This is a genomic window from Vibrio sp. B1REV9, from assembly GCF_905175395.2.
GTDB classification, from domain to species: domain Bacteria; phylum Pseudomonadota; class Gammaproteobacteria; order Enterobacterales; family Vibrionaceae; genus Vibrio; species Vibrio alfacsensis.
This window is the reverse complement of the sequence record NZ_HG992746.1, coordinates 212,818-231,124: the sequence shown is the minus strand read 5'-3', so window position 1 is coordinate 231,124 and position 18,307 is coordinate 212,818. Positions and strand designations below refer to the sequence as shown.

At 43.4% G+C, this 18,307-nt stretch carries 17 protein-coding genes and 2 pseudogenes; 10 read left to right on the top strand and 9 right to left on the bottom strand.

The window, feature by feature from the left end; genetic code table 11:
- The first annotated feature begins 75 nt into the window (after positions 1–75).
- Positions 76–969: a cation diffusion facilitator family transporter gene (locus KHN78_RS15225; RefSeq protein ID WP_211916870.1), complete on the top strand. Its 894-nt coding sequence runs from the start codon at positions 76–78 to the stop codon at positions 967–969.
- A gap of 225 nt (positions 970–1,194) precedes the next feature.
- Here KHN78_RS15225 and yddG read toward each other — a convergent pair whose 3' ends face one another.
- Positions 1,195–2,097: an aromatic amino acid DMT transporter YddG gene (gene yddG, locus KHN78_RS15220; protein WP_211916868.1), complete on the bottom strand. Its 903-nt coding sequence runs from the start codon at positions 2,095–2,097 to the stop codon at positions 1,195–1,197.
- 130 nt (positions 2,098–2,227) lie between these two features.
- On the opposite strand from yddG, the gene KHN78_RS15215 reads away from it, so the two are divergent.
- The 5 genes from KHN78_RS15215 to KHN78_RS15195 all read left to right on the top strand — a co-directional run bounded on the left by KHN78_RS15215 (position 2,228) and on the right by KHN78_RS15195 (position 6,550).
- A complete protein-coding gene (locus KHN78_RS15215; protein WP_211916866.1) occupies positions 2,228–2,374 on the top strand; it encodes a hypothetical protein in 147 nt (48 codons plus the stop codon).
- A gap of 11 nt (positions 2,375–2,385) precedes the next feature.
- Entirely contained in the window at positions 2,386–3,036 is a 651-nt protein-coding gene (gene elbB, locus KHN78_RS15210; RefSeq protein ID WP_211916864.1) for an isoprenoid biosynthesis glyoxalase ElbB, read from the top strand.
- Positions 3,037–3,370: 334 nt separating this feature from the next.
- Complete coding sequence (gene yiaY / locus KHN78_RS15205) at positions 3,371–4,519, top strand: L-threonine dehydrogenase (protein WP_211916862.1); 1,149 nt, start codon at positions 3,371–3,373, stop codon at positions 4,517–4,519.
- A 150-nt stretch (positions 4,520–4,669) separates the two neighbouring features.
- Positions 4,670–5,770: a PQQ-dependent sugar dehydrogenase gene (locus tag KHN78_RS15200; protein ID WP_211916859.1), complete on the top strand. Its 1,101-nt coding sequence runs from the start codon at positions 4,670–4,672 to the stop codon at positions 5,768–5,770.
- A gap of 165 nt (positions 5,771–5,935) precedes the next feature.
- Positions 5,936–6,550 carry an HAD family hydrolase gene (locus tag KHN78_RS15195; RefSeq protein WP_211916857.1) on the top strand — a complete coding sequence of 205 codons (615 nt, stop codon included), beginning with the start codon at positions 5,936–5,938 and terminating at the stop codon, positions 6,548–6,550.
- 87 nt (positions 6,551–6,637) lie between these two features.
- Here KHN78_RS15195 and KHN78_RS15190 read toward each other — a convergent pair whose 3' ends face one another.
- From KHN78_RS15190 to KHN78_RS15160, 7 genes and pseudogenes are all read right to left on the bottom strand, one after another.
- A complete protein-coding gene (locus tag KHN78_RS15190) occupies positions 6,638–7,117 on the bottom strand; it encodes a Dps family protein (RefSeq protein ID WP_211916855.1) in 480 nt (159 codons plus the stop codon).
- Positions 7,118–7,333: 216 nt separating this feature from the next.
- Positions 7,334–9,334: a methyl-accepting chemotaxis protein gene (locus KHN78_RS15185; protein ID WP_211916853.1), complete on the bottom strand. Its 2,001-nt coding sequence runs from the start codon at positions 9,332–9,334 to the stop codon at positions 7,334–7,336.
- Positions 9,335–9,570: 236 nt separating this feature from the next.
- Positions 9,571–10,833, bottom strand: a complete 1,263-nt coding sequence (locus KHN78_RS15180; RefSeq protein ID WP_223917822.1) for a hypothetical protein — start codon at positions 10,831–10,833, stop codon at positions 9,571–9,573.
- A 19-nt stretch (positions 10,834–10,852) separates the two neighbouring features.
- The gene (locus KHN78_RS15175) at positions 10,853–11,566 is read right to left on the bottom strand and encodes an ABC transporter ATP-binding protein (RefSeq protein WP_128813093.1); all 714 of its coding nucleotides are present in this window, start codon (positions 11,564–11,566) and stop codon (positions 10,853–10,855) included.
- Positions 11,566–12,800 (bottom strand): annotated as a pseudogene (locus tag KHN78_RS15170) (ABC transporter permease). Before KHN78_RS15170 ends, KHN78_RS15175 begins: the two are co-directional and overlap by 1 nt.
- Positions 12,790–14,019 carry an ABC transporter permease gene (locus tag KHN78_RS15165; protein WP_211916851.1) on the bottom strand — a complete coding sequence of 410 codons (1,230 nt, stop codon included), beginning with the start codon at positions 14,017–14,019 and terminating at the stop codon, positions 12,790–12,792. Before KHN78_RS15165 ends, KHN78_RS15170 begins: the two are co-directional and overlap by 11 nt.
- A 48-nt stretch (positions 14,020–14,067) precedes the next feature.
- Positions 14,068–14,815 (bottom strand): annotated as a pseudogene (locus tag KHN78_RS15160) (outer membrane lipoprotein-sorting protein).
- Positions 14,816–15,680: 865 nt separating this feature from the next.
- Between KHN78_RS15160 and KHN78_RS15155 the strand changes: the two are divergent.
- The 4 genes from KHN78_RS15155 to KHN78_RS15140 all read left to right on the top strand — a co-directional run bounded on the left by KHN78_RS15155 (position 15,681) and on the right by KHN78_RS15140 (position 17,515).
- Entirely contained in the window at positions 15,681–15,890 is a 210-nt protein-coding gene (locus tag KHN78_RS15155) for a cold-shock protein (protein ID WP_005375625.1), read from the top strand.
- A gap of 73 nt (positions 15,891–15,963) precedes the next feature.
- Positions 15,964–16,509 carry a YaeQ family protein gene (locus KHN78_RS15150; protein ID WP_128813096.1) on the top strand — a complete coding sequence of 182 codons (546 nt, stop codon included), beginning with the start codon at positions 15,964–15,966 and terminating at the stop codon, positions 16,507–16,509.
- Positions 16,496–17,038 (top strand): hypothetical protein, encoded by a 543-nt coding sequence (locus tag KHN78_RS15145; protein ID WP_211916849.1) that lies wholly within the window; start codon positions 16,496–16,498, stop codon positions 17,036–17,038. Before KHN78_RS15150 ends, KHN78_RS15145 begins: the two co-directional genes overlap by 14 nt.
- A 117-nt stretch (positions 17,039–17,155) precedes the next feature.
- Entirely contained in the window at positions 17,156–17,515 is a 360-nt protein-coding gene (locus KHN78_RS15140) for a glutaredoxin family protein (protein ID WP_128813098.1), read from the top strand.
- Between the two features lie 93 nt (positions 17,516–17,608).
- Here KHN78_RS15140 and KHN78_RS15135 read toward each other — a convergent pair whose 3' ends face one another.
- A complete protein-coding gene (locus KHN78_RS15135; RefSeq protein WP_128813099.1) occupies positions 17,609–18,235 on the bottom strand; it encodes an OmpA family protein in 627 nt (208 codons plus the stop codon).
- Between the last annotated feature and the right edge of the window lie 72 nt (positions 18,236–18,307).

Sequence of the window (18,307 nt, the reverse complement as noted above, 5' to 3'; positions counted from 1 at the left end):
GTTACACAGTTTCTATTTGCTTAAATTCGTCCGCAAGAGAAGAATGTAAGGACGTAATAAACGAAGGCAATTTTTATGTGTGACAGGACAAGCAAAAACGAAAACCGCATCTTAACTTTCTCAGCCCTTTTGGCTTCTGGGTTTGCGATTGGAGGCATGGTACTAGGCTTGCTTGTTGGCTCTATTGTCATTGTGTTTGATGGTGTTTATTCTCTCGTCAGTCTGCTGTTAACTTTATTGTCACTGGCTGCGTCGTACTACATCAGCAAACCATCAAAATCTATTTTTCCTTTCGGTAAAGCTGTACTAGAACCTGTTGTAATTGCAATTAAAGCCGCTGTGATTTTGGTTGTTGTGAGCTTTTCATTGTATTCAGCAGTGACGGCATTGATGTCTGGAGGCCGAGAGGTGAATGCTTCTATCGCAACCATTTTTGGTATCGTAAACGTCGTTGGTTGTGGTTATGCTTGGTGGTTTATGGCCCAGAAAAGCCGTCGTTTTTCATCTGGTCTTATTGAAGCTGAGAAAAAACAATGGCTAATGGACACTCTACTTAGTGTCGCTGTTACTGTAGGTTTTGTCGCGGCATGGTTAATATCACTTACGCCTTATGCGCACTACGCGGTCTACGCTGACCCAATGATGATGCTATTGATGGGCTTCTACTTTCTAAAAGTACCGTTTGATATGCTTGTGAGTGCACTACGTGAGCTACTGATGATGACGCCAAGCAAAGAGCTTTGTCAGAGCGTAGGTAACGATGTACTTGAAATAGAAAAAGTGACAGAACACCAATTAAAGTTGGCAGGTGTCACTAAAGTTGGTCAAGAGCTTCGAGTGAATGTCGATGTTCATGTGGATGACGATACGCTTCAATTAGATACACTCGAACAAACTCGTAAACAGCTAACTAAACGTCTATCGAAGCACAGGTTCAAACTTCAATTAAACTTAAACGTTGCTTACTAGAGTCCATCAAGCGCTGTGGGATGTTTAAGAGCCATAAGAAGCTCAAAAGCAGTAAGAACCCTAAGCTCAGAAAAGCCTCAAGATCAACGAAAACCTGAAGCTCAGCAAGAATCGACAAGCTCCGCAAACAACAAAGAAACAACGAGAAAATGAGAACTCAAATAAAAAGCGCCCTGCATCACTCATTAGCAGGGCGCTTTTTTGTATCGGCAAAACACAAAATCATTACTTCGATGGTTGACGTTTTTCTCTCGTGACTAACCAGCACATAAGAGAGCCAAGCGTCACCATAACTACCCCTTGCCAAAAACTGTGGCTTAACGTCACACCAAGAATGATTGAAGAAAACAGCGCAGAAAAAATAGGTGTGAAGTACGACAAGGTGGCAAGAAACACCATGTTCCCCCCAACAATCGCGATATTCCACAAGCCATAGCCGCCTGCCATTAATACTGCAGCAGAAAACAAGTAACCCATTGCAGCCCAACTAAACGTCATTGGAGGCTCATCGGCAAATGCATACTTGACCCATAGAGAAACCGCGGTAGCAATAAAGAACAAAGTAATCGCGTTGTGTTTGGATTGTTGCCTTTGCGTCAAATTACAATATACGGCCCAGATGACTGCTCCAGCAAAAGCCATAAAGTACACCAAAGGATTGCTGCTAACGTTATCTATTAACTGGCTGGGTGATAAACCACTATCGCCACTCACTGTCCAAGCGACCCCGACAAACGCGAGCGTAACGGCTGGATAAAGTAACCAATGAGGTTTCTTGTTACTTCCTAACACGGCAAACAATACCGTCAAGGCAGGCCACAAATAATTGACGATTGAAACTTCTATCGCTTGAGAGCGTGAGTGGGAATAGCCTAATGCAAGTGCGAGAAAAATTTCGTAACAGGCAAACATCGCTCCGCCAAGTAATAAGTACTTAGGCGAAAAATAAGAGAGCTTTGGAATACCCACGACAATCAACAAGAACAGAGAGCTAAGTGAGTAAAGTAAAGCGGCCCCACCAACAGGCCCTAAACTTTCCGTAACGAGCCTTGCGATGCCAAGTAAACAGCTCCAAAAAAGGATGGCTACACAGCCATAAAGAGTGAAACGAAACTGTACGGATTGCATTTTAGCTATGTGACCTACTACTCAAGGATACGATCGAGAGAGCAAGCTTACCTCAAAAATGATCAGCTTCAACGAAGTGTTTTTCCAAATTCGGTATAAAGGAGCCCCTATTGAGCGGTTGGAGTTGAATATGAAGCATTTTCTACCATCGAGCGTCATGCTGACACCTTTTGTTGTACGCTACTATGATGAAGACGACGAAAGTGAAAACCTTGAAACACATTCGGAACAACAAAACTTAGACAATAATGATCAATCTAAGGACAGCGCTGAGTAAGGGATTCAATCATGAAAAAAATCGCAGTTATACTAAGTGGCACTGGTGTTTATGACGGCACTGAAATTCACGAAGCCGTACTCGCCCTATATGCCATTGAAAGAGCAGGAGCAACATGGCACTGCTTTGCTCCTAACATAAACCAACTCCACGTTATCAACCATAAAACCGGCGAAGAAATGGATGAAACACGTAACGTTTTAGTCGAATCGGCACGTATTGCTCGTGGTAACATCGACGATGTTGCGAAGTTGAATGTCGACGAATACGATGCTCTGCTACTTCCTGGTGGCTTTGGGGTAGCCAAAAACCTTACCGACTTTGCCATCGCAGGCGCAGAGTGCTCAATCAATACTCACGTGGCTCAGGCATGCCGCGCATTTGCACAAGCCAACAAACCGGCTGGCTATTTGTGTATTGCACCGACCATTATCCCTATGATTTATGACCAAGGCGTAAAAGGCACCATAGGTAACGATGAAGCCACGGCCGCAGCATTTGATCGAATGGGTGGTGAACACATTGATTGCCAAGTTGATGAAGTCCACTTTGATGAGAATCATAAGGTCCTTTCCACTCCAGCTTATATGTTAGCGGAAAATATCTCACAAGCAGCGTCAGGCATCGATAAATTGGTCAATAAGTTGGTCGAAATAGCATAAAAAGAAAACGTTTGCTTACAACACATTACACCCATCCCCATTGATAGATAACATATTAATGGGGATTTTTTATACTTTAGTATAACTGAGACAAAAACCTCACAAATTCCGCCAATTTCTGCAATCGTTTACGTGTTAAATAAATTATTTGCGCTAAGTTAATTAGGTGTTGCACCAACTCATTGTGCAACAAGACTACCATCACACTTTCCGGCTTAACGCTACTCCTTAGGGGGTAAACTTGTTCTAGATCAAACAAAATCAAGAACAGGGTATGCGAGAGTTAATGACAGATTAAGAAAGATTATTAAAAATAACGACGGAGCAATCCAATATGACAAGTGCATTTTTTATCCCTACTGTAAACCTAATGGGCGCTGGTTGTTTGAAAGACGCAACAGACAGCATCCAATCTCAAGGCTTTAAAAAAGGTTTGATTGTTACGGATAAGATTCTTAACCAAATCGGCGTAGTAAAACAGGTTCAAGATCTCCTCACAGAACGCGGCGTAGCAACCGTTGTGTTCGATGGCACTCAACCAAACCCAACGATCAGTAACGTAAATGACGGTTTAGCACTGCTTAAAGATAACGGCTGTGACTTCGTGATCTCGCTAGGCGGCGGTTCTCCACACGACTGTGCAAAAGGCATCGCGCTTGTTGCTTCTAACGGCGGTAAAATCGGTGATTACGAGGGCGTAGATCAGTCTGCCAAACCAATGATGCCACTTATCGCAATCAACACGACTGCAGGTACAGCATCTGAAATGACTCGTTTCTGCATCATCACTGACGAAGAGCGTCACATTAAGATGGCTATCGTGGATAAGCACACAACGCCACTTATCTCTGTAAACGACCCTGAGCTTATGCTTGCAAAACCTGCTTCACTAACAGCAGCAACAGGTATGGATGCACTGACGCACGCCGTGGAAGCATACGTATCTATCGCGGCAACGCCAATCACTGATGCCGTTGCAATCAAAGCGATTGAACTTATCCAAGCACACCTACGCACAGCAGTGAAAAACGGTGAAGATCTAGAAGCTCGTGAGCAAATGGCATACGCGCAGTTCATGGCTGGTATGGCGTTCAACAACGCATCTCTAGGTTACGTACACGCAATGGCGCACCAACTCGGTGGGTTTTACGACCTGCCACACGGTGTTTGTAACGCGATTCTTCTGCCTCACGTGCAACGTTACAACGCACAAGTATGCCCTGAGCGTCTACGCGACGTAGCGAAAGCGATGGGCGTAAACGTTGAGGGAATGTCAGCAGAAGACGGCGCAGCTGCGGCTATCGACGCTATCGTCGAACTAGCAAAAGATGTAGGTATCCCATCAGGCATCAAAGAGCTTGGTGCGAAGCTAGAAGACATCCCAACACTAGCAGACAACGCACTAAAAGATGCTTGTGGTTTCACTAACCCTAAACAAGCAACGCACGAAGAAATCTCGAAGATTTTCGAAGAAGCAATGTAAGCTCACTGAGCCAATACTTCTCTATTGCTTAAATTCAATCCCCGATCTCGTATCGGGGATTTTTTACATTCTTATACAAGTGATACCCTGCCAAACGTCCTCCTTTAGTGTAGCTTTTAGGCATTAACACGATTCATATTGGAAGGAACCATGAGAACGATTGCTGCTGCGCTACTCGCTTGTTTATCCCTTTCTGCTAATGCCGCCGAATACCGAGCGATTGAAGTGGCAAACGGATTTCAAATACCTTGGGGAATCGAGTTCATCGATGATCAACGTGTTATCGTGAATGAAAAAAATGGCACTGTGTCATTGCTCGATATCACGTCAGGAAAAGCCAAAAAACTATTTAACGTGCCGGATGTGAATAGCGGCGGGCAAGCGGGCTTATTGGATGTTGCACTCGCCCCCAATCCCGATACGCAAAAGCCACAACTCTTCTTTACCTACAGTAAACGCACCAATAAAGGCAACACTGTTGCACTAGCGACGGCGCAATTGCAAAACAATCAGCTAGTGGGTTGGAAAGACTTATTTGTTGCTGACGCTATCACGGAAACAGGTCGTCACTACGGCAGTCGTATTGCATTTGTTGACGACAAAGTCTACTTCTCTATTGGTGATCGTGGAGAGCGTGACAACGGCCAAGACACCCAAACCCATGCCGGTAGCATTCTTCGTCTTAACCTTGATGGATCTGTACCAACAGATAACCCATTCAAAGACTCGCAAGCCCGCCCTGAAATTTGGAGCTTTGGGCATCGAAACCCTCAAGGGATGTTCTATGATCAACCAACCAACCAACTTTGGTCTATTGAGCATGGACCGCGCGGTGGCGATGAAATTAACCTAATTAAGAAAGGCGCAAACTACGGATGGGCAAAAGCCTCCCATGGCAAAGAATATTGGGGGCCACTTGATGTAGGAGAAGCAAAATCTTTACCAGGAATGGTCGATCCAAAACTGGTGTATATCCCCTCTATCGCTCCTAGTAACATGATTTTATACCGAGGCGATAAATACCCTGAACTGAATGGGAAGATCTTGGCAGGCGCACTGAAGCTTGCGCACATTAATGTGGTCTCGATTGAGAATGGAAAACTCACTGAATCGAAACGCTTGATGGAAAACCTCGGGGAACGTGTCAGAGATATTACGGTGAGTCCGGATGGTTATATATATTTTTCGACAGATAGTGGAAAGATCTTTCAGCTTGGGGTCATTGAAAGCACTTCTGACAAAAAATCGTGACTTAAACCCCTTTCAAACTTTGTGATACGTGATTGATTTATTTTCGTACAAAGCAACCAAGGAGTTCTAAACTAAATTTAATTAACTTTTTGTTTTTAAAAAGATAGTTAAGTTAGATTAGAAGCTAAATTGATTACCGTTTCGATTATGTTGTACGAGGTCATTATGGTTCCATTCCGTTTGCAGCTCAAAGAAATTAAAGCTGTCGTGTTTGATTTAGACAACACCTTGGTGAGCTCTGATATGAATTTCACCGATTTACGCCACCAACTCGGTTGCCCACCAAGCGAGGACTTATTGGATTTTGTCGATGCACTCGATCATCCGCATCTCAGGGAGCATGCACATAACGTCATTTTTGACCATGAAATCTCTGATGCCGAACACTCCTCCCCTATGATTGGGTGCCATGAACTCTTAGCGCATTTGCATCAAAAAGCGATCAAGACCGCCATCGTTACACGTAATTGTCAAATCGCAACGCAACGAAAACTTGAACACAACCACATCACCGTAGAGCGTGTTATCACTCGAGAATGTTTCCCTCCAAAGCCAAACCCATTATCGCTACAAGTACTGGCTAAAGAGTGGCGCTTACTACCGCATGAAGTTCTTTATGTGGGAGATTACTTGTACGACTTGCAGACCGCATATAACGCACAAATGCCCTCTTGTCTCATTCATCATGGTCACGATTTGACATTCAATAACTCAGCTTCTTTATCGCTCGGGGAGTTAAGCGATTTGCTTGGTCATTTTCTCTCTTTAGAGCCCACATAGCAGACATACTAAAAGGGGCACCAACGTACCCCTCTGACTTATTCCCGATTGATTCGCGCTTTCCCAAACGCGCTTCTTACTTTCAACTTAACTCTGTAGGTAAGCGTTCAGCATCCACATTAGTTTTTCTTGCTCACGGATGTAATCACTCATCAATGCCGCCGTGCCCTCATCACCAGCATCACCCGCATTTTGTAAAATGTCACGCTGCTTAATGAGCAGTACGCTAAAGCCATCGACTAAGCCTTGCACACATTCCTGACCGGAAGTTGCATTTTGATGTTCTTTGATTTCACTCGATTCTAAGTATTGACTGAATGCATGCGCAGGGGTGTAACCTAACGTCAAAATACGTTCAGCAAGTTCATCAATTTTTAATTGTAGATCGGTATAAATTTCTTCAAATTTCACATGAAGTTCAAAGAACTGTTTGCCTTTAATGTTCCAGTGATAACCGCGTGTATTCATATAAAACACTTGGTAATGCGCAAGAAGTTGATTCAGTTGTTGTACAAGTTGTTCTGATTGTTGGCTGTCTAAACCAATTAGGCTTGCTTGTTTACTCATGATCTTGCTCCTAAGAGAATAAAGTTTGAATTCTTTTGCAGTGTTTGCTGCCGATGAAGTGATATTACGACTCAGCGAGAATGATGAAAATTTGGTTTTATCTATGATTAAAATAGCCAAATACAATGAGCAAAATGTAGAATATAGGAGTACAATCCAGCAAAAAGCCCAGCACTTTGTCTCAACTGTGCTGGGCTTTTGCTATTTTTCGTGCATTTATGTGGTTTTAAACGTCGCCATTTGTTGATTGAGTTCTGTCACTTGTTGCTTCACCTGTAACGATGTATCAGAGGCATGTTGACTATTGTTAGACACTTCATCAACAGATTGAGTAATGTCAGACATTAAATCGGTTATCGAATTTGTAGCATGAGATTGCTGCTCGGCGGCGGCGGCAAGTTCAGACATTTGCCCATTCAGTGAGCCGATCTCTTCTGTGGTAGACACCAAACGCGTTACGGCTTTCTCAATGTGACCCGAACCTTGCTCAGCCAATAATTGGCTCTGCTCTATTTCTTGAACCACAGAGTTTGTTGAACGCTGAATGGCATGAACAATACCGTTAATCTCAGTGGTTGATTCTGTCGTTCTGGTTGCAAGCATACGTACTTCATCAGCCACAACAGAAAAACCACGACCTTGCTCTCCAGCCCTTGCAGCTTCTATGGCCGCATTCAAAGCCAATAGATTCGTTTGTTCTGCCAGCCCCTCAATGACCTCTGTTACTCGGCCGATGGCTTCGCTTTCCCGACTTAACTGTGAAACTTGTGTATTAGCTGATTCTATTCGTCCATTCAAATCTTCCATCGTGACCTTGTTTTGCTCTAGCGCATTTCTTCCGTGTTCAAGTTCCTCTTTAGAATCCGACAACTTCTTCACCGATTGATGCGCTTGATCCAATGTGTTTCGTGCAGCCATAGCAATCTCATCCAACTGCTCACCCATTTGCACGATGCGCGCTTGTTGGTGCTCAACGTTCGATGTAGTCGCTTGGGCAGAGTCGAGCAACTCACCCATGCTGGCATCCACTTGGCGTGCTTTATCGCTTACTCCGGAGACAATGCTTGCCAATGACTCGTTCATGCGATTAATAGAAACTGTCAGATCGGCCAATTCATCAGTTCCAACGACAGCTAAAGGCGATTGAGATACATCACCTGAAGCGATCGTGCTTGCTCGCTCAGATAAATTCTTCACACGACGACCGATGGTATTACCCATGTATTTTGAAATCACAGTCGCAGATAAAAGTACCAAGCCTGCTGCAATCAACATGGTTGTGAGCACGTTCTTAATCGACTGATTGATCCCCTGACCGCTTAGGTCAGCACGATGTTGTTGTGTCGCGACTATGGTTTCTAAACTCTGCTCCAGCAAACTTGCTGCTGGCAGCAACTCATTGGCCATTAACACGTTCGATTTGTTCCATTCTGGTGACTGTCGCAATGCAATCACCTGCTCCGCGAGGGGAAAGTAGAGCTGTTGCATCTCTTTAAACAGTGACCACAACGATTTATCATTGTCCGAAAGCCTATCCAGTTTACTGTCAATTTCCGCTACAGATTGATTATGGTATTTGATGAAGTCTTGGTACTTTTCTAAATGATCTTGCTGCCCGTACAGTAAAAAATCTCGCAATGCAGAAAGCGCATTGGCTAGCGAGGTATAGCTGTCAGCATAAACTTTAAAAAGACGCTTTCTGTCACCACCAAATGGGTTCCCTGACTCCTCATTGATCAAACTTTGCAGCTGATCCAACGCCACCTCAGCAATCGGAGCCGCTTCGTTTATGAATAAATTGTGCGCGGGTAAATTCTCGTCACTGTGGCTAAATTCAAGCAACTGATTTAACGACTCTTTCACCTCATTCCATTGGCTTTGAGTCGTTTGAAAATCCTGTTCTGAGATCAAAGTCTTTAACGTAGGAAGAGATTCGTCCGTTGATGCCATAATATTACGTACATCTTTACTTAGACGAGCATTTGCCTCTTCATCGCCCCCTAGCAGCATGTAGGCTCGAATAGAAGAAAGCGAGGCTTGAACGGACTGTTGAATACCTCGACTGGTATCCACTGTCGGTAGATCAGATTTAAGTAACGAAGAGGCGTATTGCTCAACGGAGGCGACGTTGCGATACGTGAATACCGCTGATGCCATAAAAAGTACGGCTAGCAGCACAAAACTGAGCTGCAACTTCCCTGATATCGTAAGGTTCATCCATAAACTCCTAACAACGATGAGCTTCTAATATAACGACATCTGAGCAAATGTTAAGGGTATGTAGCGTGCAATGTTTAAAAACAACGAATTACTCACTTAGTCACCGCTCTTTTGTGTAATGCTCAACCTCGTAATGCCTGAGCACAATCACAGTCACAGTCAATAAGCGAACAGACTTAAGACAGAGAAAAGCTTGAAAACTTTGCTTCGATTGGTATGAAGTTCATATTGAGCTAGAAGCTGTATTTAATATTGGCAAAAACTAAAGTGGTTGGATCCTCACCAAATAAGCTATCGTCACCGCCACCAAACGCTTGAATAACCGTAAGGAGTTGCCAGTCATTCGCCAAAGAGTACGTACTCGATGCGCCTAAAAAGTAAGAATGATCATCATAATGGCTCGCAGATAACGTTAGCCGATTTAATGAAGTAAGGTCAAAACTCACATCACCATACCAAGTATGACGTGTGAAGCTTAAGGTTTTTGCATCTAATGGGAGATTTAAATAGGCCAACCCGCTATTCACATCTTGAGGTGCAGAAATATACAACCATGCCGTTCTGCCTAACCAATTCCGCTCTCCACCAAAGCTGTAATCCATTTCAAGACTTGCCACTGTCGTTTGCTTGGTGCTTTTAGTTTGTGGGGGGCTTTTGGTTTGCGGGGGGCTTTGGTTTTGAATAGTACTTTTACTTTGCGTAACGCTTTTTCCTTGATAAGTTGTGTTAACAGGGTCGAACCAACTCACTTCCCCGCGAACACCAGCTTCATATAAATCTGTCGAAAATCCCGCTCCAATTACGTAATCCAAGCGTGAACGTCCTACTAGCAATTGATAATCCCATCCTGCCTGATTTGCCAAATAACGCAGTGCTGTACTGTCTTGTCCGGAATCCTTAGCAGGAGCAAAAATTACATCAACTCCATCGGCAAAACCAAGCGATTTCGAGATGGAAACGGCATCTGTCCCTGCTCGTTCTTCATAATCGAAATCATATATGGAATAAGCGTTATAAATATCGTTGGGGTTCCAAATCGTATTCATGGACCAGTTGACACGAAAGCGCCCTGCTCTCACCCTCCATGTATCTTTGTTCCACGTCACATTCAATCGATCGAATTGCGTGTTAAGAATCACATCACCTTCTCGCCAATTTTTGCTCAAGTCGAAATATCCATTATCCAACGCTACAAGCTCTGCATACCCCGGCAAATCTAAGGCATCTCCCCATAGTGCTCGATTTCGCATTCCTACGTTTACTCGCCATTCATTAGAAAAGCGATATTCAAAATTCATGCGATTGTGAATCAGATGATCAAGCGTTTTGGACTGAGTTTTTGGCATCGCATACGTCGCCATGTATTTAACGTATCCATCGAGTTGCCAACTTTTTTTAGGCTCTAATCCCGGCACAGCAGAACGTACATTGAAAGAGAGAATCACGAGAAATAACAACACTAACGCTGTCCTAAACAGCCCAAATATTCTCAACATATTGTACGTACCCGTTGGGCTAGGCATGGTTTTTTTCAAAAGTGCTGTCAATATTCGCGAAGTCCCTCACTAATCGTCCATCCTCGAAAACGATAATACGATGAGCGCGCTTGATAACTCTCGTATCATGAGTAGAGAAAATGAAAGTAGTCCCTTCCTGTTCACTGAGCCGCTCCATAATATCGAGTAGCTCTGTCGTACTTTTAGCATCCAAGTTTGCCGTCGGCTCATCCGCCATGACAAAGCGAGGCTTTGGTGCAAGAGCCCGAGCAACAGCGACTCTTTGTTGTTGCCCTCCGGACATTTTTCCTGGCACTTTATTCATCTGCGCAGAAAGCCCAACTTGCTCCAATAATGAACTAGCACGATCGTAACACTCTCTTTCCGTTTTACCCTGTAACTGCATGACAAACTCAACGTTTTCTAATGCCGTCAATACAGGCAACAAGCTGTAGTCTTGAAAGATAAAGCCGATGTTGTCACGCCGGTAGGCTATGAGTTCTTTCTCTGACATATCAGAGACAAGGCAGCCATCTATCTCTACACTTCCAGAGCTTGGAACATCAATGCCACCAATCATGTTGAGTAAGGTCGTTTTGCCTGAGCCTGATGGCCCCATAATAGCGACAAATTCCCCTTGTTTGATTTCTAGATCGACGGACTTAACAGCATGAACGGGAAAATCACTGTCTGGATTATAGGTTTTGGTTAATTTTTCTAACTTTATTGTCATCAGATTTTCTCCGCCATGGCGTCTACGGGTTGATGCTTTAATATTTGTTGCGCTGGGTACAATGCCGCGAGCAGGCTCGCCACGATGATCGCCAGAAAAATCATCTGATATTCTGAAAGAGAGACTCGCGGGTAAAGTAACGTATCCACACCATACATACCAAGACCATCAGCAAGACCACCTAATGACAGCCCCGTAACGCCTAACACGTTGAGTAACACAACACTGCAAAGTAACCCTAACGCACAACCGGTGAGTCCCAGCAGCAACGTTTCTAAAACAATCAACATCCTTATTTTGTGTTTTTGCATTCCGACGGCCATTAAAACGCCAAATTCACGAGTACGCTCGAACACTGACATCAACATAATATTGATGATGCCCAACGTCATCGCGAGGACAAAAACCACCAGCGTGATCTGGTTTGACACTTTCATGGCATCCATCATGGTGGATAACAAGGGTTGTATTTCTGGCCATGTTCTTACAATAAGAGTATTGGAATGCTGAGATGGGAGCGCGTCTTCAACAAAGACTTTCGCTATATCTAGGGAATCACTATCGTTTGTAGTGAGAAGCATCGCGATTTCATGTGCCCCTTTGATGCCCGCAAGTTTTTCCAAATCCCCTTTTCGAACATACACATTTCCCTCATCAAAAACCGTTGATGGGGTACTGAATACACCGCGAACACGAAATGCTGCGCCCGTTACGTCACCATGAATATCAGATAAGGTGATCACCACTTTTGACCCTACTTTTAGCTTAAGGCGGTCCATGATTTTTTGAGAGACTAAAATAGGATTACGCCCCTCTTCATTTAGCCATTCACCATCCGTAATATGATCAACTAACGGCGTAATTCGTTGCTCTTGAGAAAGGTTGATGCCATTAATTCTTACCCCCCTAGAACTTCGTGCCGATGCAATCATTCCGTCAGCTAAAAACCGTGCTGACACTGCGGCGACGCCCGGCTGAACAATAAGATCATCAGATAATTCACTTGCGTTTGGAATCACCGCTTTTATCTCCGGGTTAACCAAAAACGTTTTTGATGAACTTGCAAATAACTGGTTTGCCATGCAATGGCGTTTTTAATCATGCTGTCAACTAGGCCGTTCATGAAACCCATCATTACAACCACCCCAACCAAACCAAAGACCATCGCCCCAAGCATGATTGACGTGCGCAATTTATTTCGCCATAAGTTTCGCCAAGCGAGTTTAACCAGCATGCATTCCTCCTTTTAACCCATCAACGATAGGCAAACGAAGCAGCCGTGAAATGGGGTAAAGCAGACACAACATCATAATGAATAAAACGACGAGTATTTGATCCAACAATAACACTGGGTCAACAGAGACCGGAACGATAGGATCAAAACCACTCTCCAGCATCAATTTTGCCGCATCACCCGTGATCTCAATAGGATGGAAATAGAAGTAACTTAAGACAGGAATACTTAATGCGACGCCTAACACGATTCCAATGATGGATATCAACAGAGATTCAATCGCCAATAACGTGACCAATTTCGATCTCAACATGCCTGTTGCCAACATAACGGCAAATTCTCTTTGGCGCTCCAGCGTCGTCATAAGAATGGTCGCAAACAAACCAAAACCGACCATGCCATACAAAATATATATTAGGAAAATACCGCCCGCTTTATCTAAGGCGATTTGCTGCGCCATTTCCGGAGACAAATCTTGCCAATCTCTAACCGCAACACCCTCCCCATAACTGCGCTGCAATTGATATACCGTTTCTGGCAGTGTTCGTAAACTCTCCGCATTGAGTACCCACGCGGTCACTTGATTATCGAGAGAATATAGCTGTTGGGCGATATCAATTGGCATGTACACCAACTGAGCATCCAGCTGCTGCAATGGAAATTTCATAACGCCTGCGACAAGATACAAGCCTGCCGCAGTTTGCCCGTGATATCCAACCCCATAAAGTATCAGTTCATCACCCACATCGAGTTGCAAATATTGAGCTAAACCACTTCCTATGACTACCGATGGCTTTCCCCTAACAATAAAGTTGCCTTTAATGATTTTACTGCTGATTTGGGAGTAATGGTCTTCTGCGCCAGGATCGACACCCAGCACCATGACGCCTTTTGAACGCTCACTTTTTGCCGCCAACGCGAATGACTCGATCCGCGGCAGAACATTATCAATATTGGCGTTACTTCGCGCATGGGATATAAACGCATCACTTTGCGGTAATACGTCATCAATACTTGAAGACTCATCAAAATCAGGATGCTGAAGTTGGATTAGTCCACTATAAAACTTGGCTGCGTTTTTTATGTTGGCCGTATAACTGCCCTCTTGAAAAGAGCGAGTAACCAAAGAGAGGAACAAGACCAATGCCAAAGCAGAAGCGGTCAGCAACGTACGACGTTTCTGACGCCATAAATTCCGCCAAGCCAATGTCATCAGCATCGTTATTCCTCCTATCAGCCCTGCTGTTGGCAAACTGAAAAACTGAGTTTAATCGCGTAGTGCCTGCATTTGCTGCTGACGAAAAAAAACGGTCCTCAATATCAAAATCAAACTCTGCCTCATGCGTTGTTAGTACCGTTTTATTTCCTGGCTCATCCAATGGGTACATCTCCATCCGAGTTGCCAATGCCCTGCCACCCAGTATTTTTACGTCGTATGTCGTCAGTTCATTAACGAGCTCATCGAACTCATCATAAAAATGCACTTTCCTTTGCAGATAATTAGACTTCGAAATCCAAAGCGTCACCTTACTCCAAACAACAGGGGCATCTGGCTTCGCTACGGCTTCAATTACCCACATACTACTTCCATCAAACGGCTCTTCACCGATAAGCGAGTGCTGATAATCCACAACAATAGAGGACTGATTGATCAAGTCATCATTGGTGAAGTCAGAGCCCATCCAAGATTGGCTGAGCATGGATGGTGCTATTTTTATCACCCGTTCAATGCTAGGCACCCAATTCCACATTTCTCTGTGGCGTTTCAGTGAAGCCGACCCTTTATCTTTGGCCGGTGCAGTAACCAAAACTAACGACAGTTCTGTCCCTTTAGTCCAACTTTTCATGCTCATTGAACGAGTCCAACTCGGTCGCACAATCTCCATGGTTGATTCGCTATAACTGGATTCGCCTCTCATCGCGAGGTCCGATTTTTTCACAATATCGAATGCACTCTCTGCAATTGACGAACAAGAGAACAGTGCACACAGTAAAAATGCCATTGGGGTTCGCATGGTTTTCCTTAGGCCTGGCGCCGTTGACTCGTGAAAACAACAACAAAAACATCAAGTTCATGTGAGTATAGCAATAGAGCAACAAAGCGATGGGGACTCGATCAACTTTTGACCAAGTTGAGATTGGACACCTAAGCAACCTCAGCTTGTTTCTGCGAGAATATTTTGATTTACAAGATGCGCCGCGATTTGAAGTCCTAGCGATTCTAAGTCAAATAATCGGCAACAATGCATGCGAAGAAAGACTACTTGCCCTTTGGGAACTTTCCATTTTCTTAAAACCAAAATTGAATTGTTCATTCTTAATTGTATTAATTCACATTTATGATACGACTTGTTGATACATCAAAAAATAATAAGTCCTCGCGTATATTTATGTCATAAGAATTAAAACTGGGCGTTTAATAGTCACTAAATTCTGCGTTTCACTAAAGGTAAATCCATTCAACACTTACTTAGTTCACGTAAATAAAGAGACGATATCTACTCATTTTCTCGTTCTATACAATGGTCTTACCAGCAAGCTACCAAACTGAAAATGCTAGTCAAAACCATTGAAAAACGGACAGTTTTTACTTGAATAATTCACAAACTCGTCATTTAATTGCAATTTCATCTAAAGCACACGGCTTAAAAAGTGACAATATACAAATATTTGTTCTTTGGCTGGCAATATCAGTTGACTCTGACTGTATTTAACCTAGACTCAATCTCGGCTAGAAAGAAAGTTCTTTGTTTGCACATTTCGTTGGATTACTTGTGATTCCGCCGTCCTGTGGTACGCAATAGCAATTTATTTTTCCACGCTATAAGCGCCGATAAAGGCGAAAGATTACACAAATATTAGATATTTAGGATATTAGACATGTCTAACACAGCTACTGGTACAGTTAAGTGGTTCAACGAAACTAAAGGCTTCGGTTTCATCCAACAAGAAAACGGTCCTGATGTATTCGCTCACTTCTCTGCAATCACTGGTGACGGTTTCCGTACGCTTGTTGAAGGTCAGAAAGTAGAATTCGTGATCTCTCAAGGCCAAAAAGGTCCTCAAGCAGAGCAAATCAAAGTACTTTAATTTTTAAAGAATTTGATATGATAGCCGGCTTACTAGCTGGCTATTTTTTTGCCTACAATTTACTGATATTTCTATGGCCCTTAAACCAACAATATATAAGTTTCGGATTGCTATATCCGATATGAACAACGATTACTACGATTCTAAAAATCTAACCATCGCTCAGCATCCATCCGAAAAACTGCAACGTATGCTGGCGCGTATTTTTGCATTTTGCCTTAATGCTCAACGTGATTTGGAATTCACTAAAGGTCTCTCGACGATAGAAGAACCTGACCTTTGGCACATCGAACACGATCAGAGCATTCGCGATTGGATTGAAATTGGTGAACCAGACCCGGAGCGAGTAAAAAAAGCCACACGTCTTGCGAAAAACGTTCATGTGTACGCATACAACAGCAAAGCAACCGTTTGGTGGGATAAATTTTCGACCAAATTCGCGGGACTTCCTGTTTCGGTTTCAAGCTTTGACTATGATGCGATTGATGAAATTTCAAACCACATCGATCGCGGCACGAGTTTGTCCGTGATGATAACCGGGACATCACTATTTGTTGATGTTAACGATCAACATATTGAAATCAACGTTAAGGAACTTAAAAGTCATGACTTCGCTTAGTGAACTTATCCAACAAATGGGGGTTAAGGACATTGCTTTTGTTAAGAAACATCAAGCAGCAAGGCGTCGTTGGACAAAAGAACATACTCCGTTGTTTGCCCGTGTATGTGAAAACAAGCCAGAGAAAGCCCCTGCTCTACATTTATTGGGCTTACTAACTAAATCCCATATTGAAGCTACCGCAAACTACGAGCAGAGTGCATCTTCTACTCAGCAGATGCAGCAAGTCTTGAATGAAACGTTGGGTAATGAACATGCCGATAAGTTTACTAACCAGTCTGCTGAAGATTTAATTTTCATTACACACTTATGGTTGTTCACGCAGGGCTACTTGCACATGGATTATAGTTTGGCGCATGATCATGCAGAGCAAACACAATCCACATTGAATCATGAGCTCATCATTAAGCGCATGGATATCGATGCATTCAGAACTGAATTGATGCAAAGTTTTTATATGGGCAAAGAAGCAAACCCAACAAAGAAAGTCAGCCTACTTAGCTGGTTTAAACGCTTATTTTCCTTATAAAAATCAGGGTTTTGTTCACACACAACTACTGATAGACTGAAGCAACAATGTAACAACTCGCGCCAGTCGTTACAATTTGAGGACACACTGACACATACAGTACATCAAGGGATCATTATGAAGTTTATCCGTTGGACTTTGGGAAAGATAATATTACTTCTCAACGCCATTTTTTCACCTCGTGGCATCAAACGCACCGAAGAAGCACAAAGACTAATTGATAAAAAAGCTGAACACTATTCACTTTACCAATTCGAAGCCTGCCCGTTCTGTGTCAAAGTACGTCGTGCTATGAAACGACAATCTGTAAATATTGAGCTGCGAGACGCTAAGAATGACCCAACCCACCGTGAAGCACTAGAACAAGGCGGTGGTCGAATCAAAGTCCCTTGTTTACGTATTGAAAAAGACGGTGAAGTTCAGTGGATGTATGAATCAGCAGATATCATTGGTTACATCGAAAAAGAATTTGCTTAGTCCATCGTTCTGTTTACTTGTTCGTTAGTCTAATCGCTTATCAATTAAAGCAATGAAACGTAAAGAGGCACATAATGTGCCTCTTTTTCAATCTTATTGACCTACTATCAAGGTTAGTTCCACCCGGCGGTTGCAGGCTTTGCCCGTGGATGTTGCATTCGTGCACTGCGGCATATGCTCACCAAATCCTCGAGAAAAAATACGTTGTTTCGGCAGGTTCGTTGCTAAAAGCTGTTTTTCAACCTCTTTTGCCCGATATTCTGAGAGGTTATCGTTAAAATTAGCATCACCCGTATTATCTGCATGCCCATCAATAACAACATCAACATCGGTTCGCCCAGCTAGATAATGGCCAAGGCTTCTTAGCCAACCTTGAGATTGAGGTGACAATTGAGCCGATCCCGTTTGAAAGTGCATTTGTTCTTTTAAACGAATCATTAAATGCTCACCTCTTACCGATTCATAAGCAATGTTATTTCTGCTTAAAAACATTTCTAGCGAAGTGATGCCTTGCGTCGACTCCGATGATGCGGTTGGCCTATTTACGACTCGCTTTGTGGATGGAACATATGGCGTGGTTACGTAACCCCATTCCGGGTGTCTCAACTCTGAGCTAGAACGTGGTGCGGTGTCTAACATATCCCCTACTGGAACCATATCTGAGGGAACGCTGCTACAGCCCGCTAAAATACCACATATCACCAATAACCAATGCTTCATAAGAATACCAACGTAAGCCAAATTACTACTTAAATCTCTAAACTAGTATCGGCCGCTCATGTGATTACTTTA